This window comes from Paeniglutamicibacter kerguelensis (assembly GCF_017876535.1).
In the GTDB taxonomy this organism is placed as follows: Bacteria; Actinomycetota; Actinomycetes; order Actinomycetales; family Micrococcaceae; genus Paeniglutamicibacter; species Paeniglutamicibacter kerguelensis.
Window position 1 is genome coordinate 3,457,724 of the sequence record NZ_JAGIOF010000001.1, and the last position, 20,127, is coordinate 3,477,850.

The 20,127-nt window shown below is 64.9% G+C and carries 18 protein-coding genes; 4 read left to right on the forward strand and 14 right to left on the reverse strand.

What is annotated here, in order from left to right; genetic code table 11:
• Nucleotides 1–13: 13 nt before the first annotated feature.
• The 4 genes from JOF47_RS15765 to JOF47_RS15780 all read right to left on the reverse strand — a co-directional run bounded on the left by JOF47_RS15765 (nt 14) and on the right by JOF47_RS15780 (nt 4,884).
• Nucleotides 14–1,441, reverse strand: coding sequence for a dihydrolipoamide acetyltransferase family protein (locus JOF47_RS15765; protein ID WP_210000109.1), 1,428 nt, complete (start codon nt 1,439–1,441; stop codon nt 14–16).
• 75 nt (nt 1,442–1,516) lie between these two features.
• A complete protein-coding gene (locus JOF47_RS15770; protein ID WP_210000112.1) occupies nt 1,517–2,497 on the reverse strand; it encodes an alpha-ketoacid dehydrogenase subunit beta in 981 nt (326 codons plus the stop codon).
• Complete coding sequence (gene pdhA / locus JOF47_RS15775) at nt 2,494–3,642, reverse strand: pyruvate dehydrogenase (acetyl-transferring) E1 component subunit alpha (protein WP_210000113.1); 1,149 nt, start codon at nt 3,640–3,642, stop codon at nt 2,494–2,496. Before pdhA ends, JOF47_RS15770 begins: the two co-directional genes overlap by 4 nt.
• A 120-nt stretch (nt 3,643–3,762) precedes the next feature.
• Nucleotides 3,763–4,884 (reverse strand): histidinol-phosphate transaminase, encoded by a 1,122-nt coding sequence (locus JOF47_RS15780; protein ID WP_210000115.1) that lies wholly within the window; start codon nt 4,882–4,884, stop codon nt 3,763–3,765.
• Between the two features lie 92 nt (nt 4,885–4,976).
• Here JOF47_RS15780 and JOF47_RS15785 point away from each other — a divergent pair, with 92 nt between their 5' ends.
• The gene (locus tag JOF47_RS15785; RefSeq protein ID WP_210000116.1) at nt 4,977–5,369 is read left to right on the forward strand and encodes a phage holin family protein; all 393 of its coding nucleotides are present in this window, start codon (nt 4,977–4,979) and stop codon (nt 5,367–5,369) included.
• Here the strand turns inward: JOF47_RS15785 and JOF47_RS15790 are convergent.
• Nucleotides 5,350–6,825, reverse strand: a complete 1,476-nt coding sequence (locus JOF47_RS15790) for a hypothetical protein (RefSeq protein WP_210000117.1) — start codon at nt 6,823–6,825, stop codon at nt 5,350–5,352. The genes JOF47_RS15785 and JOF47_RS15790 overlap by 20 nt on opposite strands.
• A gap of 5 nt (nt 6,826–6,830) precedes the next feature.
• Nucleotides 6,831–7,172 (reverse strand): hypothetical protein, encoded by a 342-nt coding sequence (locus tag JOF47_RS15795; protein WP_210000118.1) that lies wholly within the window; start codon nt 7,170–7,172, stop codon nt 6,831–6,833.
• Nucleotides 7,173–7,372: 200 nt separating this feature from the next.
• On the opposite strand from JOF47_RS15795, the gene purB reads away from it, so the two are divergent.
• Nucleotides 7,373–8,782 (forward strand): adenylosuccinate lyase, encoded by a 1,410-nt coding sequence (purB, locus tag JOF47_RS15800; RefSeq protein WP_210000119.1) that lies wholly within the window; start codon nt 7,373–7,375, stop codon nt 8,780–8,782.
• A gap of 141 nt (nt 8,783–8,923) precedes the next feature.
• On the opposite strand, the gene JOF47_RS15805 is transcribed toward purB, so the two are convergent.
• The 5 genes from JOF47_RS15805 to JOF47_RS15825 form a co-directional block, all read right to left on the reverse strand.
• Nucleotides 8,924–9,874 carry a CobW family GTP-binding protein gene (locus tag JOF47_RS15805; protein ID WP_210000121.1) on the reverse strand — a complete coding sequence of 317 codons (951 nt, stop codon included), beginning with the start codon at nt 9,872–9,874 and terminating at the stop codon, nt 8,924–8,926.
• Nucleotides 9,871–11,550 (reverse strand): amidohydrolase, encoded by a 1,680-nt coding sequence (locus JOF47_RS15810; protein ID WP_210000122.1) that lies wholly within the window; start codon nt 11,548–11,550, stop codon nt 9,871–9,873. Before JOF47_RS15810 ends, JOF47_RS15805 begins: the two co-directional genes overlap by 4 nt.
• 143 nt (nt 11,551–11,693) lie before the next feature.
• Nucleotides 11,694–13,049, reverse strand: coding sequence for an MFS transporter (locus tag JOF47_RS15815; protein WP_342592811.1), 1,356 nt, complete (start codon nt 13,047–13,049; stop codon nt 11,694–11,696).
• Between the two features lie 382 nt (nt 13,050–13,431).
• Entirely contained in the window at nt 13,432–14,892 is a 1,461-nt protein-coding gene (locus JOF47_RS15820; RefSeq protein ID WP_210000123.1) for an amidase, read from the reverse strand.
• Nucleotides 14,893–14,906: 14 nt separating this feature from the next.
• Nucleotides 14,907–16,205 carry an MFS transporter gene (locus JOF47_RS15825; RefSeq protein ID WP_210000124.1) on the reverse strand — a complete coding sequence of 433 codons (1,299 nt, stop codon included), beginning with the start codon at nt 16,203–16,205 and terminating at the stop codon, nt 14,907–14,909.
• A 183-nt stretch (nt 16,206–16,388) separates the two neighbouring features.
• Between JOF47_RS15825 and JOF47_RS15830 the strand changes: the two genes are divergently transcribed.
• Nucleotides 16,389–17,318, forward strand: a complete 930-nt coding sequence (locus JOF47_RS15830) for a LysR family transcriptional regulator (protein WP_210000125.1) — start codon at nt 16,389–16,391, stop codon at nt 17,316–17,318.
• Between the two features lie 116 nt (nt 17,319–17,434).
• Here JOF47_RS15830 and JOF47_RS15835 read toward each other — a convergent pair whose 3' ends face one another.
• Both JOF47_RS15835 and JOF47_RS15840 read right to left on the reverse strand, forming a co-directional pair.
• Nucleotides 17,435–18,043: an NADPH-dependent FMN reductase gene (locus JOF47_RS15835; RefSeq protein WP_210000127.1), complete on the reverse strand. Its 609-nt coding sequence runs from the start codon at nt 18,041–18,043 to the stop codon at nt 17,435–17,437.
• A 79-nt stretch (nt 18,044–18,122) separates the two neighbouring features.
• Nucleotides 18,123–18,425 carry a DoxX family protein gene (locus JOF47_RS15840; protein ID WP_245356395.1) on the reverse strand — a complete coding sequence of 101 codons (303 nt, stop codon included), beginning with the start codon at nt 18,423–18,425 and terminating at the stop codon, nt 18,123–18,125.
• 187 nt (nt 18,426–18,612) lie between these two features.
• Between JOF47_RS15840 and JOF47_RS15845 the strand changes: the two genes are divergently transcribed.
• Nucleotides 18,613–19,044: a winged helix-turn-helix transcriptional regulator gene (locus JOF47_RS15845; protein WP_342592812.1), complete on the forward strand. Its 432-nt coding sequence runs from the start codon at nt 18,613–18,615 to the stop codon at nt 19,042–19,044.
• Nucleotides 19,045–19,189: 145 nt separating this feature from the next.
• Here the strand turns inward: JOF47_RS15845 and JOF47_RS15850 are convergent, their stop codons facing one another.
• Complete coding sequence (locus tag JOF47_RS15850) at nt 19,190–19,969, reverse strand: VOC family protein (protein WP_210000129.1); 780 nt, start codon at nt 19,967–19,969, stop codon at nt 19,190–19,192.
• Nucleotides 19,970–20,127: the final 158 nt, after the last annotated feature.

Sequence of the window (20,127 nt, forward strand, 5' to 3'; positions counted from 1 at the left end):
TCGCACTTCCGGATCAGTCGAGCAGCAGCGCCGGCTCCTGCATGATGGAGGCGACGTCTGCCATGAAGCGGGCGGACAGGTCCCCGTCGACCACGCGGTGGTCGAAGGAGCCGCCGAGGGTGGTGATCCAACGCGGAACCACCTGGCCGTCGACGACCCACGGCTTCTGGCGGATGGTGCCGAAGGCGACGATCGCGACCTCGCCCGGGTTGATGATCGGGGTTCCCGTGTCGATGCCCAGCACACCGATGTTGGTCACGGTCAGGGTGCCGCCGGTCATGGCGGCGGGGCTGGTCTTGCCGGCGCGCGCGGTCTCGGCAAGGTCGTTCAGGGCGATGGCCAGCTCGCGCATGGACAGGTCCTGGGCTTCCTTGATGTTCGGCACCATCAGTCCGCGCGGGGTGGCCGCGGCGATGCCCAGGTTCATGAAGTGCTTGACCTGGATCTCGGCACCGTTCTCGGTCTCCACCCAGGAAGCGTTGACCGAGGGGTTGCGGGCGGCGGCCCAGATGACGGCCTTGGCCAGCACCAGCAGCGGGGAGACCTTGATGCCCTCGAAGTCGCGGCTCTTCTTCAGGCGCGCCACGTATTCCATGGTGCGGCTGGCATCCACGTCGACGAAGATCGACACGTGCGGCGCGGTGAACGCCGAGTCGACCATGGCCTTGGCCGTGGCCTTCCGGACGCCGCGCACCGGGGTGCGGATGATGCGGTGGTCCAGCTCCACGCCCTTCGGGGACCAGAACGTCGGTGCCGCGTCGCGTTCGGCCTCGCGCTGCGCCTTGTAGGAGAGCACGTCCTCGCGGGTGATCTCGCCCTTGCCGCCGGTGCCGATGACCTCGGTCAAATCGATGCCGAGTTCCTTGGCGACCTTCCGGACCGGCGGCTTGGCCAGCACGCGGTTCACGAGGGCCGCGACCGCCGGCTTGGCGGCGGCGGTCAGCCGGGTGGAGGCCTGGCCGATCTCGGCGGCGCGGCGGGAAATGGTGTCGGCCAGCGCTGCGGGGGTGGTTGGGGCCGGGGCCGCCGGTGCCGGGCGGCTTGCGGCAGCCGGTTCGGGGCGCGAAACGCGGGCACGGCGCTTCACGGCGTCAGCCTTCGGGCCGGAGCCGACCAGCGGGCCCGGCTCCTCGCTGGCCACCGGGGTGTCCGCCTCCGCGATGTCCGCCACCGCGGGCACGTTGGTCAACGGTTCGGGCTGGCTGCCGACCTCGTCCACGGTGAACAGCGGTGCGCCCACGGCAAGGGTTTCGCCCTCGGCCGCATGCAGGGCCTTGACCACGCCGGCGTACGGGCTCGGCAGTTCCACGAGCGACTTGGCCGTTTCGATCTCGGCAAAGACCTGGTTGATGGCCACGGTGTCCCCTGGCTTGACTTTCCAGCTGACGATTTCCGCCTCGGTGAGGCCTTCGCCTACGTCGGGAAGATTAAAGGTGCTCATCGTCTGACTCCTTAAGGGGACGTTGATGGGTCTGTGGCGCGCAAACGCACCGGTTGAGGTGGGGGCGGCCGAAGGTTAGTAGGCGAAGGAGCGGTCGAGTGCCTCGAGGACCTTGTCGATGTCCGGCAGGTACTGTTCCTCGACCTTGGCCACCGGGTAGGGCATGTGGAAGCCGCCCACGCGGATGACCGGCGCCTCCAGGGACAGGAAGGAACGCTCGGTGATGCGGGCGGCGATTTCTCCGCCAAGCCCGCCGAAGGTCGGGGCCTCGTGGGTGACAATGAGGCGTCCGGTCTTCTCCACCGACTCGGTGATGGTGTCGAAGTCGATCGGGGACACCGAGCGCAGGTCGATGACCTCCACGGATCGCCCGTCCTCCCGCGCGGCCTCCGCCGCGGCCAGCGCCACGGGCACCAGCGGGCCGTAGGTGACGATGGTGGCGTCCTCGCCGGGGCGGATGACCTGTGCCTTGAAGGCGTCGGCGGCCGGGTTTTCCGTGTCAACTTCGCCCTTGAGCCAGTAGCGGCGCTTGGGTTCGAAGAAGATCACCGGGTCCTGGCATGCGGCGGCCTGCTGGATCATCCAGTAGGCGTCGTGGGCGTTGGACGGTGCCATGATGCGCAGGCCGGCGGTGTGTGCGAAGAGCGCCTCCGGGGATTCGGAGTGGTGCTCGATGGAACCGATGCCGCCGCCGTACGGGATGCGGATGACCACCGGGGCGCCGAAGCGGCCCTCCGAGCGGGCGCGCATCTTGGCCAGCTGCGTGGTGATCTGGTTGAACGCGGGGAACACGAAGCCGTCGAACTGGATCTCGGCGATCGGCGAGTAGCCACGGATGGCCATGCCGATGCTGGTGCCGATGATTCCGGCCTCGCCCAGCGGGGAGTCAATGACGCGATCCGGCCCGTAGGTGTCGATCAGCCCGTCGGTGACGCGGTAGACGCCGCCAAGTCGTCCGATGTCCTCGCCGATGAGCAGGGACTTCGGGTTGTCAGCCAGGACCTTGTCCAGTCCGGCGGTGATGGCCTTGGCCAGGGTCATGGTGGTGGTGCTCATCGGGTGGCCCCTTCCTCGGTGTTCTCTGCGAAACCTGCCTCGTATTCCAGGTGCCACTTGAGCTCTTCCTGGATCAGCGGGTGCGCCTCGGCATACACGTTGGCGAAGGACTGTGCCAGTTCGGGTTCGGGGAACGCCATGGCTTCCTCGCGGACGCGGTTTGCCATCTCGTGGCCGTCGGCGACGACCTGTTCGAAGAACGCCTCGTCGGCCAGGTTGTTGTCGCGCAGGTGCTTTTCCAGCCGGGCGACCGGGTCGCGGTCGACCCAGGCTTCCTCGTCGGCGCTCATGCGGTACTTCGTGGGGTCATCCGCGGTGGTGTGTGCGCTCATGCGGTAGGTGACGGCCTCGATCAGGGCCGGACCCTCGCCGCGGCGGGCACGATCCAGTGCCCAGCGGGTGACCGCCAGGACTGCAAGTACGTCGTTGCCGTCCACGCGGATTCCGGGGAATCCGTAGCCCGCGGCGCGCTCGGCCAATGGAACCTTGGACTGCACGTGGAACGGAACGGAGATCGCCCACTGGTTGTTCTGGCAGAAGAAGACCACCGGGGCTTCGAAGCTTGCGGCGAAGACCATTGATTCGTGAACTTCACCCTCGGTGGACGAGCCGTCGCCGAAGTAGGCGACAACCGCGGTCCCTTCCTTTTCCAGGCGTTCGGCGTCCCAGCCGGCCTGGTCGCGCTGCACGCCCATCGCATAACCTGTGGCGTGCGGCATCTGGGCCGCAAGCACCATGGTGTACATGTGGAAGTTGTTTTCCCGCGGGTCCCATCCGCCATTGGAGATGCCGCGGAAAATGCGTAGCATCTGGGGGAAGTCGACGTTGCGGGTCAGCGCCACGCCGTGTTCCCGGTAGGTGGGGAAAATGTAGTCGTTGGGCCGGGTGGCCCGGCCGGACCCGATCTGGGCGGCTTCCTGGCCGCGCAGCGGCACCCACAGGGCCAACTGTCCCTGGCGCTGGAGCGCGGTGGCTTCCTGGTCGAATCGGCGGGTCAGCGCCATGTCGCGGTAGAAATCGCGAAGCATGGCGGCGTCTACGTCTTGGATGTAGCGGTCGTACTCGGCATGCGAGCGACGCTCACCTTCGGGGGTCAATAGCTGGATCAGCGTTTCGACCGAGGGCTCGTGCACGGTTTGGGTCATACCGAGGGTCCTTACATAAATGAAATATGCCCCAATTGGAATGCATTCCGCATGGGGCATATAGCGGGTTTATTAGTTCAAGCCTAACGGTGACAAGTCGCTGATTACGACTTATTCGCCCTAGGAAAGCGAAGAACCTTTTGGATAGTTCCGACAAAGATCCACGAAGCGGGTGTTCGCCTCGATCTCGCCGATGCTCACACGAACGCCTTCACCGGCGAATCCGCGCACCGAAAGTGCCTGCACCTCGGCAAGGGCAACGAACTCGGCGGTATTCGCGCCCAGGGGCAGCCAGACGAAGTTTCCTTCGGCTTTCGGAATGTCCCATCCAAGCTCCTTGAGGGCATTCACGACACGGGTGCGTTCGTCGACAATCTTTTGTACCCTTTCCACAACCTGCCCGTAATTGGCCAGCGAGGCCACGGCTGCGTCCTCGGCCAGCGAGGAGACCGCGAACATGGTCGCCCCGACGCGCAGGAATTCGGTGACCTCGGGATGCGAGACCGAGTATCCAACCCGGAGATTTGCCAGCCCGTGGGCCTTGGAAAAGGTTCGCAGGACCACGACGTTGGTGTGCTCACGGTAGGTCTTGATACCGTCCACGGCGTTTTCGTCACGCACGAATTCCTGGTACGCCTCATCGACAACGATCAAGACGTTCTTGGGAACCTTCGCGATGAAGGCATCGACCTCGTCCTGCGTGAGGATCGGTCCCGTCGGGTTGTTGGGCGTGCACAGCAGGATGACCGCGGTGCGCTCGTTGACCGCTTCTGCCATGGTGTCGAGGTCGTGGCGGCCGTCGGCCAGCAACGGCACCTCCACCGGCAGTGCGCCTGCGGTTTGGACCACGATCGGGTAGGCCTCAAATGAGCGCCAAGCGAAAATGACCTCGTCCTGCACGCCGTCGTCGTCCTGGCCGGCAAAAGTCGCCAGGATCTGGGTCAGCGCACCGAGCGAACCGGCGCCCGTGACGATGTCGTCGGCCGGAACGTCCAGGAACCCGGCCAGCGCATTGCGCAGCTTGGTCGAGAGCGGGTCCGGGTAGCGGTTCAGCGAAACCTGTTCGCGGATTGCATCGAGCACCGCGGGGATGGGCGGCAACGGGTTCTCGTTGGAGGAAAGCTTGAAAGCCTCCAGTCCCGACACCTCGGTCGGCGGCTTCCCGGCAGCATACTTCGGCATCCGCCCAATGATGGTGCGGGGCTGGACCGGATCGTGGGATACAGGGTTTTGCGTGGTCATGGTCACAGCCTATCGAATTGGGTCGCTGAGAAGCGGCTGGAAAGTTTGCGTGTATGCCGACGGCACACATAAACCTATGTAATCATGGGGCCATGATTGCGATTATTCTCCGTGTGGTTATCAATGCCCTGGGCTTGGCCGTTGCCGCGTGGATCGTGCCGGGCGTCGAAGTCACCCCGGCGCCAACCCACGACAAGACGCTCGGCATAGTTGTTGGATACCTTACGGTGGGCCTGATTTTCGGTCTGGTCAACGCGCTGGTCCGCCCCATCGTGCAGCTCCTGTCGCTGCCCATCACGTGCCTCACGCTGGGACTGTTTGCCATTGTCATCAACGCCGGCATGCTCATGTTGACCTCATGGATCACCACCTACATGCCGTTCGGCCTGCACGTGGACAAGTTCTTCTGGGATGCAATCATCGCTTCCCTGATCATTTCGCTGGTCTCCGCACTGATCGGTTGGCTCACCCCCAGCCGGAAGTAACCGGAGGAACGCCTTTCGGCTTTTCCTTCAGCGGCCGGCCCCTCGGTGCGGGCTTAGGTTCCGCGGAGGCCTTGCCCGAGGGCACGACCCGCCTCAACTGGTAGGAACGCACGGTCAGGCCGCCGGACCCGGCCAGCAGCGTCTCCAGCCGCCCCGTGGATTCGACGATGCCGGGGTCCGTGGCACCCCGGAGATCGCGGGCATGTTCCCGGTAGTTGGACAACTTGTGCGCCTGCCCGAATCCCGTGTTCGGCATTTCCTCCTCCTGGCCGGGGCCATCGAAATAGACGGTGACTCGGTTCCGTCCGGCTGGATTCGGTGAACCGTCGGTCCCCGGCACCATGTCCCGGCGGTCTTCCAGGTGAAGCGCCTTTGTCATTTTCGGCAGCGCCGCCAGCGCCACCGGGGATCCCACCGTCAAGACATAGGACACGTCGAAGGTGTCGCTGAGCCGGCTGTCTCCGGCGAGGTTCGCCGCGTGGATCCCGCCCTGGCTGTATCCGCTGAGCACCACAGTGTCCCCCGGCTTGGCCCCCGCCTGCACCAGCGCTTCCCCCACCGCCACCGCGATGTGCTGGGACCCGAAGCCCATGCCCTCGGCGATGCCCGCGGTGTCCCAGGGGTTCATTCCGGCGGACACCGGCTGGACACCGCCGAGCCCCTTGATCGACTCGATGCCCTCGCGCAGCGGATCCGATTGGGTTCCGGGGATGGTGACGATGTGCACCGGCGGCCCGCTGCCTTGCACCGTGCTGACCAGGAGGCTGCCCGGCGGCTCGTGCTCGGCGATCTCCTGCAGGTCCAGCATCGTGTCCAGTGCGCCCCGTGCTTCCACGGTGCGGGCCCCGTTGAGTGCCGCAACCTCTACGGGTCCCGTTTGGATCAGGCCGAGCCCGGAGAGCCCGGCCCCCAGCACCGGATACAACCGTTGGGCCACACTCGTGTCAAAGATCCCGCCGTGTTCCCGGTCCCGCAACAAGGCCACGCCGCCTGCGGGACCCGGCAGCAAGGCACCGAGCATGGCCGGGGCCTGGTTGATGAGGTCCTCCATGGTGTCGGTGCGCGGGCGGCCCTTGTTCGTGGCCAGGTCCCACATCAGGATCAATGGCAGCAGTGCACCGCGCACATCGTTGATTTGCCGTGTCGCAAGCGCCTCGGCCTGTTCATAGGCCTCGCGCGCGGTATGGACCCGAAGCGCCAGGCCGCCCGCCTCCGCCGCCCGGACCGAGCACAGCGCCGCCAGCTCGATGACGGTGCCGGCTGCCGCGAGCACCCGCTGGCGCATCAGGACGGTGCCCAGCAGCAAAAGGGCCGCGGGCGGCTGCGGTGAAAGCGCCAACTTCGCCGCCCCCTCAAGCAGTTCGGCACCCGCGGCCGCCAGCATTGCGGAACTCCGTTCAAGTTCATCCAGGGAAAACTCGGTCCCCGCCACTCCCCCGCGGCTTTCGTATCCCATCGGCGTTACTGGTTCCCGCCGGGCAGCCCGAGTCCGCCCAGCAACCCGATCGGCAGCCCGCCCGGGATCGACACCGGCCCAAGAGTGGTCAGCCCCGACAGCATCGAAGCCTCGAGCTCGGCAAGGTCGGCGCGGGCGGCCCAGATTTCGCCGCGCGCCGTTTCCAGCCGCGCATCGAGGTCCGCGACCTTGGCGGCCAATTCCGCGGCCCGGTCCCTGAACGCCCGGCCTGCCGGCGATTCCCATTGCAGGTTGAGCACCTCGCCCAGTTGTTCCCGCGCCCGGTACACCACCGCCTGGGTGGCGACCACCCGCATCAGCATTTCGTCGGCAATTGCCTCCAACATCCTTGTTTCACTCCTCCCTCGCTTTGCGGTGCCTCGCCTTGTTACGCCGCCATTGCGTGCAACGGTAGAAGCCCGCCGGGCGCCGAACTCCCTGCGGGTCCCGGATTGTGGATATCCTGCCCATGCGGGAGCAGACCCGCGAGCGTGTGCGGCGTCACTCTCCCGGCCGTAGTGAGGCAAAACATGAAAGAATGGGCATCATGGCTGATTCCGCGCGCATTTCACTTGCATCCGAACCCCTCGCCCTTGGTGCCCTGGACGGTCGTTACCGTGCAGCAGTCGCCCCATTGGTCGACCACCTCTCCGAAGCGGCCCTGAACCGCGACCGCGTCCACGTTGAGGTCGAGTGGCTGATCCACCTGACCGACAACTCGGTGCTCCCGGGCACCTCCCCGCTGAGCGAGGAACAGCGTGCAGCGTTGCGCGCCATCGTCACCGACTTCAATGCAGCCTCCGTCGCCGAGCTGGCCGAGATCGAGGCCGTGACCGTTCACGACGTGAAGGCCGTCGAGTACTACATCGGCCGCCGCCTGGAGGCCATCGGCATCGCCGACCTCACCGCGCTGGTCCACTTCGGATGCACCTCCGAGGACATCAACAACCTCTCCTACGCCCTGGGCGTCAAGGATGCGGTCATGAACGTGTGGCTGCCGGCCGCACGCACGCTGGTCGCACAGATCACCGCCATGGCCGAGGAATCCCGCGACGTGCCGATGCTCTCGCGCACCCACGGCCAGCCAGCCACCCCCACCACCCTGGGCAAGGAACTTGCCGTCCTGGCCTGGCGCCTGACCCGCCAGCTGGACCGCATCGAGAAGACCGAGTTCCTGGGCAAGATCAACGGCGCCACCGGCACCTACGCCGCCCACTACGCCTCGGTGCCCGCCGCCGACTGGCAGGAAGTCTCGCGCACCTTCGTCGAGGGCCTGGGCCTGACCTGGAACCCGTTGACCACCCAGATCGAGTCGCACGACTGGCAGGCCGAGCTGTACGCCGACATGGCCCGCTTCAACCGCGTGCTGCACAACCTGTGCACCGACGTGTGGAGCTACATCTCCATCGGCTACTTCGCGCAGATCCCGGTTGCCGGCGCCACCGGCTCCTCGACCATGCCGCACAAGGTCAACCCGATCCGCTTCGAGAACGCCGAAGCGAACCTGGAGATCTCCAACGGCCTGCTCGACACCCTGGGCGCCACCCTTGTGACCAGCCGCTGGCAGCGCGACCTCACCGACTCCTCGTCGCAGCGCAACATCGGCACCGCCTTCGGCCACTCGCTGCTGGCGATCTCCAACGTCGCCAAGGGCCTTGACCGCCTGGACGTTGCCGAGGCCGTGTTGGCCGACGACCTCGACCACAACTGGGAGGTGCTCGGCGAGGCCATCCAGATGGTCATGCGCGCCGAGGCCATCGCCGGCGTCGACGGCATGGAAAACCCGTACGAGCGCCTCAAGGACCTGACCCGCGGCCAGCGCGTGGATGCGGCCCGCATGCAGGAGTTCGTCTCCGAGCTGGGCCTGTCCGCCGAGGCCGAGGCACGCCTGCTGGCGCTGACCCCGGGTTCCTACAACGGCATCGCCTCGCAGCTGGTAGACCACCTCAAGAAGTAAACCCCGGCGGATTCTTCCGCTACGTGTTTTAAACAGCGATCGCCCCGACCCTTGCGGTCGGGGCGATCGCTGTTATCCCCTGTAGCGGATGTTCACGGGATTGCCCGTGTCCAAAATGGCCACCGTCGTGTTCGGACCGTTCTAGCGGCCGGGAACAGCCATCGGAACAACACCCACGGCATCAACCAGCTTTGCCCGGGCTTGCTCCAAGGATGCCGTTCGGTCGGCACCGGCCGATATCAATACCAGCCGGGCGCCATCGGGTGTCGGAGCACCCGATGAACGCTCCTTGACCTCGACCCGGCCGGCTGCCAGCTGCACCTCGTGCCAACGGTGGGCCGAATCCTGGACGATGCCCTTGGCGCGGACCAGCCTTTGAGACTGGGCAGACAAGGCCAGCCGAAGTGAATCGACGTCGATCGGTCCGGGCACCGCAACCGTGCAGGTGGAATGGACGTCGGTATGCGCATCTGCCACCACGGGACCTGCTGCCGCGGACGGGGGCACTTCGGCGGCAAAGACCAGAGCCGCGGTGAGTTGCGGGTCCAACGGGTCTTGCTGCACCACCAGTGCCTGCGGGGCTGCCGCTTCGCAAACCGCCAGTGCCGCAGCAGCGTCCCCCGGCATGGCCAGGTCCGTCTTGATGATCAAGACCAGTTCGGCCGAACCCAACTGACGGCGAACAGTATCCCCCACATACTGATCGCGCGACAATCGCACGATTGCCGTGGCATCGGCGCAGACGACCACGGGGCCGGCGCCGAACCCCGGGTAGCTTCGCCAGGCAGCCAGTTCTCCGGGGTCTCCCACCCCGCTGACCTCGCAAATGACGTTGTCGAGGTCCTCCCGTGCCGCCAACGCCGTCATGGTGCGTGCCACGTCGTCGTTGAGCTGGCAGCAAATGCACCCATTGCTCAACTCGATCGTGTCGCCGTCCGCCGACTGGATGAGATCTGCGTCGATGTTGACGCTGCCGAAGTCGTTGACCACCACGGCCGTGCGGCCCGGCAGGGCCCCGGATAGCAGCCGGTTGACCAGCGTGGACTTTCCGGAGCCCAGGTAGCCGCCGATCAGCCCCAGCTTGGGAGTCACGGCGTGCCGGCCAACGCCGGCGCGGCGACGTTGCTTGCGTGGTGTTGTCCGCCCACCATGGTGCCGTACACGTGGATCTCGCCGATCCGGGTGGCGGGCACGTCGAGGGGGTCCTCGGCCAAAACCGCGACGTCTGCAAACTTTCCGGCCTCGAGTGACCCTACCTCGTGGTCCATCTTCAGCATGTATGCGCCACCGAGGGTGACGGCTTCCAAGGCATCCTGGGCGCTGATTCGTTCGTGTTCGCCCATGACCCGGCCGGAGACGGTCAACCGGGTCGCCGCGTGCTTCATGGTGCGCAGCGGGCCCAGTGGTGTCACGGGGGAATCGGAGTGCAGCGAGATCGGGACCCCGTGGCGCAGCGCCGTGGCCGCCGCGTTCATCCGTGATGCGCGGTCCGGGCCGACGGTGAGATCCATGTGCTGGTCGCCCCAGGCCCAAATGTGGTTGGCGAAGATGTTGGCGCACGCGCCCAGCGCTGCCAGGCGACGGTACTGTGCGCTGGTGCTTAGCTGCGAGTGGGTGGCCGTGTGGCGGTGGTCCGGACGCGGGTACTTGGAGAGGATGGCCTCGAGCGTCTCGATGAACAGCTGGGTCGTCTGGTCGCCGTTGCAGTGGACATGGACCAGGATGCCCGCACGGTGGAACGTCTCGAAGGCCTCGCGGAACTCCTCCGGGCTGACGGCCCAGATCCCGTTGGGCTGGTCGCCGTAGTAGCCCGGCTCCAACAGCCTGGCCGTGAAGCCCTGGATCGTGCCGTCGAGCATGAGTTTCACGTTGCCGAATCGCAATTTGCTGCTGGAGCGCTCGCGCAAGTGCACCAATCGTTTGGCGGCATCCTCAAATGACAACGCCACCTTCCCGAGGCCCAAACCGAAGTGGAACACGTTGAGCCGGGCCGGGAAATCATCATCGACCGCGGATTCGTAGACACCCACGCCTGCGTCATCCATCAGGAGTTGTGAGCCCAGGTCGGTCAAGGTGGTGGTGCCCGTGTTCACTCCGTCCTGGGCGAAGGCCCGCAGCGCCGCCGGGTTCGTGTACATCACGCCGCGGCCTTCGGTCAGCGGCGCCACCAGGGCAATGGCCACCATTTCCTGGAGTTCTCCCGTGGGGTCGCCGTTCTCGTCCTTCACGACCCCGATGACGTTGGTGCCGGAATCAATTCCAAAGGCATCCATTGCCACCGAATTCACCGAACTAGAGTGTCCGCTGGAGTGCGTGATGTGGATGGGACGGGTGGTCGATACCCTGTCCAGATGCTTCGCCGAGAGTCTTTCTCCCGGGAAGTAGATGGGATCAAGTCCCCACGCCACCAGGGGTGCATCGGGGTCCTGGAGATCGCCGTCGGCCTCGATCAGACGTGCGATGACATCCTCTATGGTCAGGCAACCGGGCCAGCGCTTTCCGTTGGGGTCGGTGCGATCAACCATCCCCACATAGATGTCATTCCACATGTTTCCCGTTCCCGCGTGACTGTGGGATTCAACGAAGCCCGGAACCAATACGGCATCCGCATAGCGGTCATCACGAACCGACCCCGGGTAGGACATCAGTTCGGCCACGGTGCCAACCGCGCGGATCCGTTCGCCGCGCACGGCAATTGCCTCCGCGGTGGGACGTGCGGGGTCCATCGTGCGGATCATGCGGGCGGGGTAGACAATGGTGGGTTCCATGGAGGATTAGCTGCCTTTCATAAAAACTGATCTATTGCGTGTAGCTGAAATGCCGGTCGGCCTGCCTAGACGCCTTGCACAAGCCGCAAACAAATTCGCGGCTGCGCAAGGGCCCAGTGATCTGGCCGACCGGACGAGTGGTGCTAGTGCTGGTTGACGAGTTCGGACTTCTCCAGGCGGGCTTTGCCAAGCAGCGGGTGGGTTTCCGGAACCCCGCCGAATCGAACCACCAGGAACACGACGGCGGCATAAATGGCCAGGTACACGCCAGGCGAGACTGCCGAGCCGGTGGTCTCGACCAGCCAGGTGCCGACCAACGGGGCCGTGCCGCCAAGCAACGCGTAGCCGACGTTGTAGCTCACGGCGGCGGAGGTGAAACGGGTCTTGGTCTGGAAGATTTCCACAAAGATCGTGGCACTGCCCGCTCCGAAGACCAGCAGCGGCAGGATGTAGACCAGCTGGCCGAGCAAGGCGACCCAGACGTTTCCGCTGGTGATCAGCAGGAACGCTGGAATGACCAGAATCGCCAGGCCTGCCGAGCCCACCAGCAGCATCGGCCGGCGTCCCACCTTGTCGCTGATCAGCCCGGCGAACGGAGAGATTGTTGCCATGAGCGCCATGATTACCGCATTGAGTCCCAGTGACTGGCCGCGGCTGAGGCCGCCAACCGTCTGCAGGAAGGAGACGAAATAGCCGGCCAGGAAGTAGAAGGCCAATGCCGTCAGACCGCAGACAAGCGCCACCTGGACCATGCGTCTCCCGTTGGTGCGGAAGGCCTCACGGATCGGGCTGTACTCCTTGCTGTCTGCCGACTGGAGCACCTTTTGGAATTCGGGCGATTCCTCGGTCCGTCGGCGGATCCAGAACCCGAACACCGACAGCGGCAATGCCAGCAGGAACGGAATGCGCCAGGCCCACTGTTCATAACCCTCGGGGCCAAAGACCATATTCAGTCCCAGGATCAGCCCGCCGGCAAAGACCCCGGGAAGCGCCGTGGCGGCAATGGTGACGCCCAGCCAGAGTCCGCGCCGCTCCAGCGGCGCATGCTCCAGCACGAAGGCCGGCGCCCCGACGGATTCCCCGCCTGCGGAGAAACCCTGAACGAGGCGGAAGAACACCAGCAGGACCGGTGCGGCGAACCCGATGGCCGCGTAGGAGGGCATGAGCCCGATTCCAACCGTCGCCAGGCCGATGCCCATCAGCGTGATGAACAGGACCGGCCTGCGGCCGATTCGGTCGCCCAATGCCCCGAAGAACAGTCCGCCGAGCGGGCGAATCAGGAAGGCCACACCGAAGGTGGCGAAGGTGGCGAGCATCGCGGTGAATGTCGACCCGGCGGGGAAGAAGTGCTTTGCCAGGATCAATGCACTCAGGCCGTAGAGGCTGAAGTCGTAGAACTCGATGAACTGTCCGACGGCGCCGCCGGCCAAGACCCGCTTCTGCATTGTTCCGGCCGGTTTGGGCCGGGAAGTGTCGTGCAGAGAGGTTGCTTGATCCACTGTATTCTCCAAAAATAGTTCAGTTTCTTACTGTGATGACAGTCACGAGTTTGTAGTGGAATTCATATCACGTCCAATCAATGCTTCTTTGTACTAGCATTGAAAAAATCTATACGTTTCGCCGGGAGAGACGGTCTTGGTTGTTACCGTCTTCCGTCTCGGCTGCTTTTGTGCCGAGACTGGATTCGTCTGCACGGCGGGGCAATGGGCTCATTGAAAGACACCCAGCAGATCAAATTATTGGCCAGCCAGTTCCAGCAGCCGCAATATCTCCTTCAGTTGCGGCGCCAGCCTCTTAACGCCCGTGCACTGAACACGCGCAAACGCCGCGCCCGGGGTGGCATTGCCTCCACCTCGGGCACGGCGTTCGCGGATCATCGAATCAGCAACCGGCCGGGCGCCCCAACTGATCAGTCAGTGCCTCGACCGCGGCAGAGACCTTGAAGACGGTCGCCTCGCCGAAGGGGTGCCCGACGATCTGGACGCTGGTGGGCACGCCTACGCTGGACAGTCCCGTCGGCATGGCCATGACCGGGCAGCGGTTGGCGATGTTGAACGGCATCGTCATGTGGGCTGCCATGTAGTTGTCAAAGTGGCGCCCCTCGAGTGTGATGCCCTCGACGAAGTTTCCGTCCGCCGGGAGCATCTCCGCACCCTGGGTCGGGGTCAGCAGCACGTCGCAACCCTCCATAATGCGTGCCAGTTCCTGTTGGATCGCGATGTCCTTGGTGAGCGAATCCACGATGGTTCCACTTCCGGCAGCCTCGGCGGCCTGCGCCACATACAGCTGCGCGTATGCGGACAGTTCCTCAAGGTTTCCATCTACTTGCTGAAGCAGCGCCCTGCCCATGATGGTGCCGAAGTGGGAGAAGATCGTGTCAAGGATCTGCTCCGTATCCCAACGCGGTTCGACGACCTCGACAATGGCGCCCTGCTCCGCCAACCGCGCGACGAGCGCCTCGGTGTTGGCGCGGATGCTGGCCGCCACCGGGAAATCTCCCAGCGTGGGACTGTAGGCGATGCGCACCCCGCGCAGCGACTGCGGCGTTCCTGCCTGCACATGAGAGAGGTAGTCGGCCCCGTGTTCGCCCCAGGAGCTATGATCCGAGGGGTGGCGGCCGGCCATCACCGACTGCAACAGCGCAACGTCGGAGACACTGCGTGCCATCGGCCCGTCGCTGCGGTACCAGTCGGCGCTCAGCGGCGCGGCCCCGGGAACCCTACCGTACGGGGCCTTGTAGCCGACCATCCCGTTGAAACCTGCGGGAATCCGGGTCGATCCACCGATGTCACTGGCCGTGGCCAACGTGCTCATGCCCGCGGCAAGGGCCGCGCCCGCACCGCCGGAGGATCCGCCGGGCCCCGCAGCCAGGTTCCACGGGTTCCGGGTCACGCCCCACTGCTTCGAATGGGTGACGGAAGCGCAGGAGAACTCCGGGGTGGTGGTTCGGGCATGCAGCAGCACCCCTGCATCCAGCACCCGCTGGACGATGGGTTGGTTCGCCGTCGGGAACTGCGCCCGCTCGTTGCCCAGCCCCTGGGTGACGGCCAGCCCTGCGATCGCGTGCTTTTCCTTGGTCACCAGCGGCACACCCAGCAGTGGTGGCAGGGAACCTCCGCGAACGTATGCCTCGTCGGCGGCAAGGGCGGCCGACGTGGAGGTTTCGCGCATTTCTTCGGTCAGGGCATTCACGCCCAGCCCCGTGGCGGGGTTGGTGCGTTCGATCTGCGCAAAGTGGTCAGCGAGAACCTCGCTGGGTTTGTAGTCGCGGCGGCGGTATCCCTCCAGCAGCTCGGTGGCAGTTGCGAAACACAGCGTTGTGTCGGTGACAGGGGTGTTCATGGAGAAAATTCCTTTCACTGGTTTACAAGATCGGGTTCGTCCGCTGCGCGCTTTCCTAGCAGCGGGTGGGTTTCCGGAACCCCGCCGAAGCGGACCACCAGGAAGACGATGACCGCGTAGATACCCAGGTAGATACCCGGCGAGATCGACGAGCCCGTGGTCTCGACCAGCCAGGTGCCGACCAGCGGTGCGGTGCCGCCCAGCAATGCGTAGCCGACGTTGTAGCTCACGGCGGCGGAGGTGAAGCGGGTCTTGGTCTGGAAGATCTCGACGAAGATCGTGGCACTGCCGGCACTGTAGACCAGCAGCGGCAGGACATAGATCAGCTGGCCAAGCAATGCCACCCAGACGTTGCCGCTGGTGATCAGCAGGAACGCGGGAATGACCAGGACCACCACACCGGCCGAGCCCACCAGAAGCATCGGCCGTCGTCCGACCTTGTCGCTGATCATCCCAGCGAACGGCGTGGCCAACGCCACGACCGACATGACCACCGCATTGAGTCCCAGCGATTGGGCCCGGGTCAGGCCGCCGGCCGTCTGCAGGAAGGAGACGAAGTAGCCGGCCAGGAAGTAGAAGGACAGTGCCGTCAGGCCACACACCAACGCCACCTGGACCATGCGCCTCCCATTGGTGCGGAAGGCCTCGCGGATCGGGCTGTATTCCTTGGCCTCGGCCGACTGGAGCACCTTCTGGAACTCCGGCGATTCCTCGGTCCGGCTGCGGATCCAGAACCCGAACACCGACAGCGGCAATGCCAGCAGGAACGGGATGCGCCAGGCCCACTGCTCGTACCCGTCCGGGCCGAACACCAGGTTCAGACCCAGGATCAGCCCGCCGGCGAAGACGCCGGGCAGCGCCGTTGCCGCAATGGTGATGCATAGCCAGAGTCCGCGCCGCTCCACGGGTGCATGTTCCAGGACGAAGGCCGGTGCCCCGACCGATTCGCCGCCCGCGGAGAACCCCTGGATGAGCCGGAAGAACACCAGCAGGACCGGTGCGGCGAACCCGATGGCAGCGTAGGACGGCATGAGCCCGATGCCGACCGTTGCCAGGCCGATGCCCATCAGGGTGATGAACAGAACCGGCCTGCGGCCGATGCGGTCGCCCAGCGCACCGAAGAACAGCCCGCCGAGCGGGCGGATCAGGAACGCCACGCCGAAGGTGGCGAAGGTGGCCAGCATCGCGGTGAACGTCGATCCGGAGGGGAAGAAGTGCGTCGCCAGGATCAGGGCGCTGAGCCCATACAGGCTGAAATCGTAGAACTCGATGAACTGTCCGACGGCGCCGCCTGCCAGGACCCGCTTTTGCATCGATCCGGACCGCGCGGTCCGGGTATCGGCACGCGGTGAGGGTGATTGACCCACTAAAGCCTCCAAGGAATCTCGGTCTATCGCTGTGATGACCATCACAGCTTGTGCCGATCCTGGTGCGGTGTCCAATCGATGCTCTTTCGCGCTAGCATTGCCAAAATCAATACAAAGGAGATTCGACCCATGCTCGATGACGCAACGATCGTCCAACTGGAGTATTTCCGCACCGTGGTCCGGCTGGGCAGCCTGACCCGTGCCGCGGAGGCACTGAGCGTCACCCAGCCGACGTTGTCGACGGCGATCGCCCGCCTGGAGCGGCAGTATCGCATCCAGCTGCTCGCGCGCATTCCACGCAAGGGCGTCGAACCGACACTGGCGGGCCTCCGGCTGTTGACGGCATTGGAACCGTTATTGGACTCGGTCGGGCGCCTGGGATCGATCGCACGAGGCACCGACGATCCGCTGCAGGGCGAACTAAGCATCGGCGTATATTCCCCGCTTGCCCCGTTCTACGCGCCCACGATCCTGCTGGAGGCGGCGCGGCTCATGCCGGGAGTCACTCTCACGTTGACCGAGGGGGACCTGGACGAACTGCCGGAGGCCTTGCGGAGGAGGCAGCTCGACGTGGCACTGCTCTATGCCGACGAGTTGACCCCCGAATTCGGCATCGCCACGCTGCGCACCATCGCGCCCCACGTCGTCGTCGCCGAGGACCACAGGCTGGTTCAGGCGGGCCGCACCTCGGTCTCGCTGCATGAGCTGGCCAACGAACCTGCGGCGTTCCTCTCGAGCCCGCATACCTTCAACCGCTACATGAGCTTTTTCCGGGCATTGAACATCACGCCGAACATCAAGTACACCTCGACCAGCTACGAGGTGATCCGTTCCTACGTCGCCTCCGGACTCGGATATTCGTTGCTGCACCACGAACACCTGACGCACAAGACGCACTGCGGCCGGAGGCTGGTCCCGCTGCGGATCGAGGAGGACGTCGCGGATTCTCAGCTGTGCGCGGTGACCCCCACCCGGGACCAACCCCCGGCGCGAACGGCGCGTCTGATCGAAGTCATCGACAATGTGGTGCAGCAGTTCGCCGCACGTGCACCTCGGTAGCGTCGCATGCAGGAGGCTTGTTGCAGCGGTAGCTGCCTGCCACTTCCCGGCAATTAAAACGATCCGCCCCACCTCCGAATTCAATCGAAAGGTGAGGCGGATCGGTGACTGCAGACCTAGGCTCCCGCGGCCACCGGCGCCTCTGCCTTGTTTCGCAACCGCGCACCAAGCGCCTCGGCTGCGGCGCGAATTGGGGTCTCGTGGCTCGTGACGATCGGTTCGGCATCCGTGAGCCGCCAGTCGGCGCCGTAGGAGTCGCGGGGAAGGGTGAGCTCCACATTGCCTGCCACCAGGTCGAGCCCGACGAACTCGAGCACCGAGCGCAGCTGCGCCCCGGACTGGCCGCCGCCGTGGCCGTGGCCGCCGTAGCTCACGATGAGCGCGGGCTTGGCCGACCACTCGCGATAAAGGTAATCGACGGCGTTCTTCAGCGCCGCCGGATAGCCGCCGTTGTACTGCGGCGTCAGGAACACCACCGCATCACTCTCCTTGACCATCTCGCTCCACACGATGGTGTGGGGCTTCTGGTTGTTGCCCATCGCAGGCATCATCGGTTCGTCAAGCATCGGCAGCGCAAGCCCGGCGAGGTCGATGATTTCGACGCGCGCTCCCGAGGCCTCGGCGAGCACCGGCGCCAAGGCGGCCGCGATTTGGTCGCCGACGCGCACGGGACGCACACTGCCAACGATGACCTTGATGAGCGGGCGTTCGGTGGAAGTGGACATGCGAGGTGGCTCCTCTCGGTCGGGACAAAGATTTCTGTTTACGGTGACTGTAAGCCGGGCGTGACGACCTCGGCACTTGTCACAGTTGCGGGACTAGGATCCAACCGATTGCGACAACCAGTGCGACAACGCCGAGGATCAGGCTGGGAAGGAAGGGTTCCTTACGGCGTATGTGCAGGGCCGTCGCGACGATCATTGTCACAAGCAGTCCCACGGCGGCAACCGGGGTGAGCCAGGGCGCGATGCCCGTTGCGGCCGGCAACACCATGCCGATGGCGCCGAGCACCTCGACGATGCCGATGCCCTTCAACTGCGCGGGGGTCACCGTTTCCACCCATTCCATTTGTTCGCGAATGCCGGCGTACGGCTTCACGACTTTCATGCTCCCGGCCATGGCGAAGAGTGCTGCAAAAATACCTGTTACTACCCAAAGAGCGATGTACATAGGAACTCCTAGTTCGTTAGTTACTAAAGGTGCATAACGCACCAAATGTTAGATGTTCCCCAAAGGCCTACCGAACTTCTACGTTCGTTACGCACCTTGAGGTGCGTATTGGAAAGGAACAGACATGAAAACCGATCCATCACAAGTGCAAACGCCCAAATCCATCCACGTGCTCGGCGATACCGACGGCGCAGCGATGTGCAGCACGGACAATCCCGCCAGCCGCGTGATCCGCGAGGTCCTTGCCCGTGTCGGCGACAAGTGGAGCCTGCTGGTAATCGGTCTCCTGCATGACGGTCCCCGCCGCTTCACGGAGATCCAGCGCAGTGTCGACGGGATCTCGCACCGCATGCTCACCCAGACGCTCCGGAGTCTCGAACGCGACGGGCTCGTCACCCGCACGAGCTATCCGGAAATCCCTCCCCGCGTCGAATACGCAACAACGCCGCTCGGCCGCTCCTTGAGCGAGCCGGTGATCGAACTCGTGGGCTGGGCGGCAACAAATCACCGCGCGATCCTCGACGCACGCTCGGCATTCGACGGACCCGAAGCCTAAACAGCCGCGGTTCGGGTGCGGTGTGCCGGAAGTGGACGTTCTTCGTTCCGGCCCCATGCTGGTTGGCTACCGGCGGACTCCAGACACAACCAAGGCCGGCCGCATCCCCAGTCTGGGATGCGGCCGGCCTTGGTTTAACCCGGGATTAGCCCTGCTTGATTTCCTGGGTGATCCAGAACGGCGCACCGGTTGCGTCGGTGAGTGCCGCGTTGCGACCGTGGGGGGTGTCCTCGGCCGGCTGGATGACGGTTCCGCCCTGGGCCAGTGCCTTTTCGATGGTTGCATCCGCGTTGTCTACGGCGAAGTAGACATGCCAGTTGGCGGGAACCTCGGCCGGGAGGAACGAGCTGGCATCCATGATTCCGGCCTTGGCATCCTCATTGGAGCCAAGGGTTGAGTAGCGGAATTCGTCGGTGTCGCCAACGACGTTGATGTCCCAGCCGAACACGTCCTCGTAGAACTTCACTGCGGCCGGGAAATTGCGGGTGAAAAGCTCGTGCCATGCGGGAGCCCCTTCCTCGGCGACGAGCTGGTAGCCCGTGTGGCCGCCGAACTCCCAGAGGCCGAGGCTTGCCCCGCCCGGGTCGCCAATCATCGCCATCTTGCCCTGCTCCGGCACCTCCATCGGCGGCATGAAGACCGCTCCGCCGTTGGCGGCGGCCGCCTCCACCGTCGCGCCGATGTCATCCACGCGCAGATAGGTCGACCAGACGTCCGGGTAGCCGGACTGTCCGTCGTTCTTCATGAGGCCGGCGACGGACTGCCCGTCCTTGAACGCCATGGTGTAACCGCCGTACTTCTCCTGGTCGCCGACCTCGTAGGTCCATCCGAACAGCTCGGAATAGAAATCCATCGAGCGCTGTGGATCGGCGGTCATCAGGTCGATCCAGCATGGCGATCCGGAGGTGATGTCTGGCTTGGGCATGTGTTTTCCGTTCCGTGAGTGGGGGTCTGTTCCAGAGGCGAGTCTATGTCTGGGACCAGTGCGTGGCAATGAACCATTGGACATATTCCGGTGAACTTTTTACCCCTGAATAGATGGACCGTACCGCCTGCGGCTAGGCCGTTTCCATTGAACCCGCG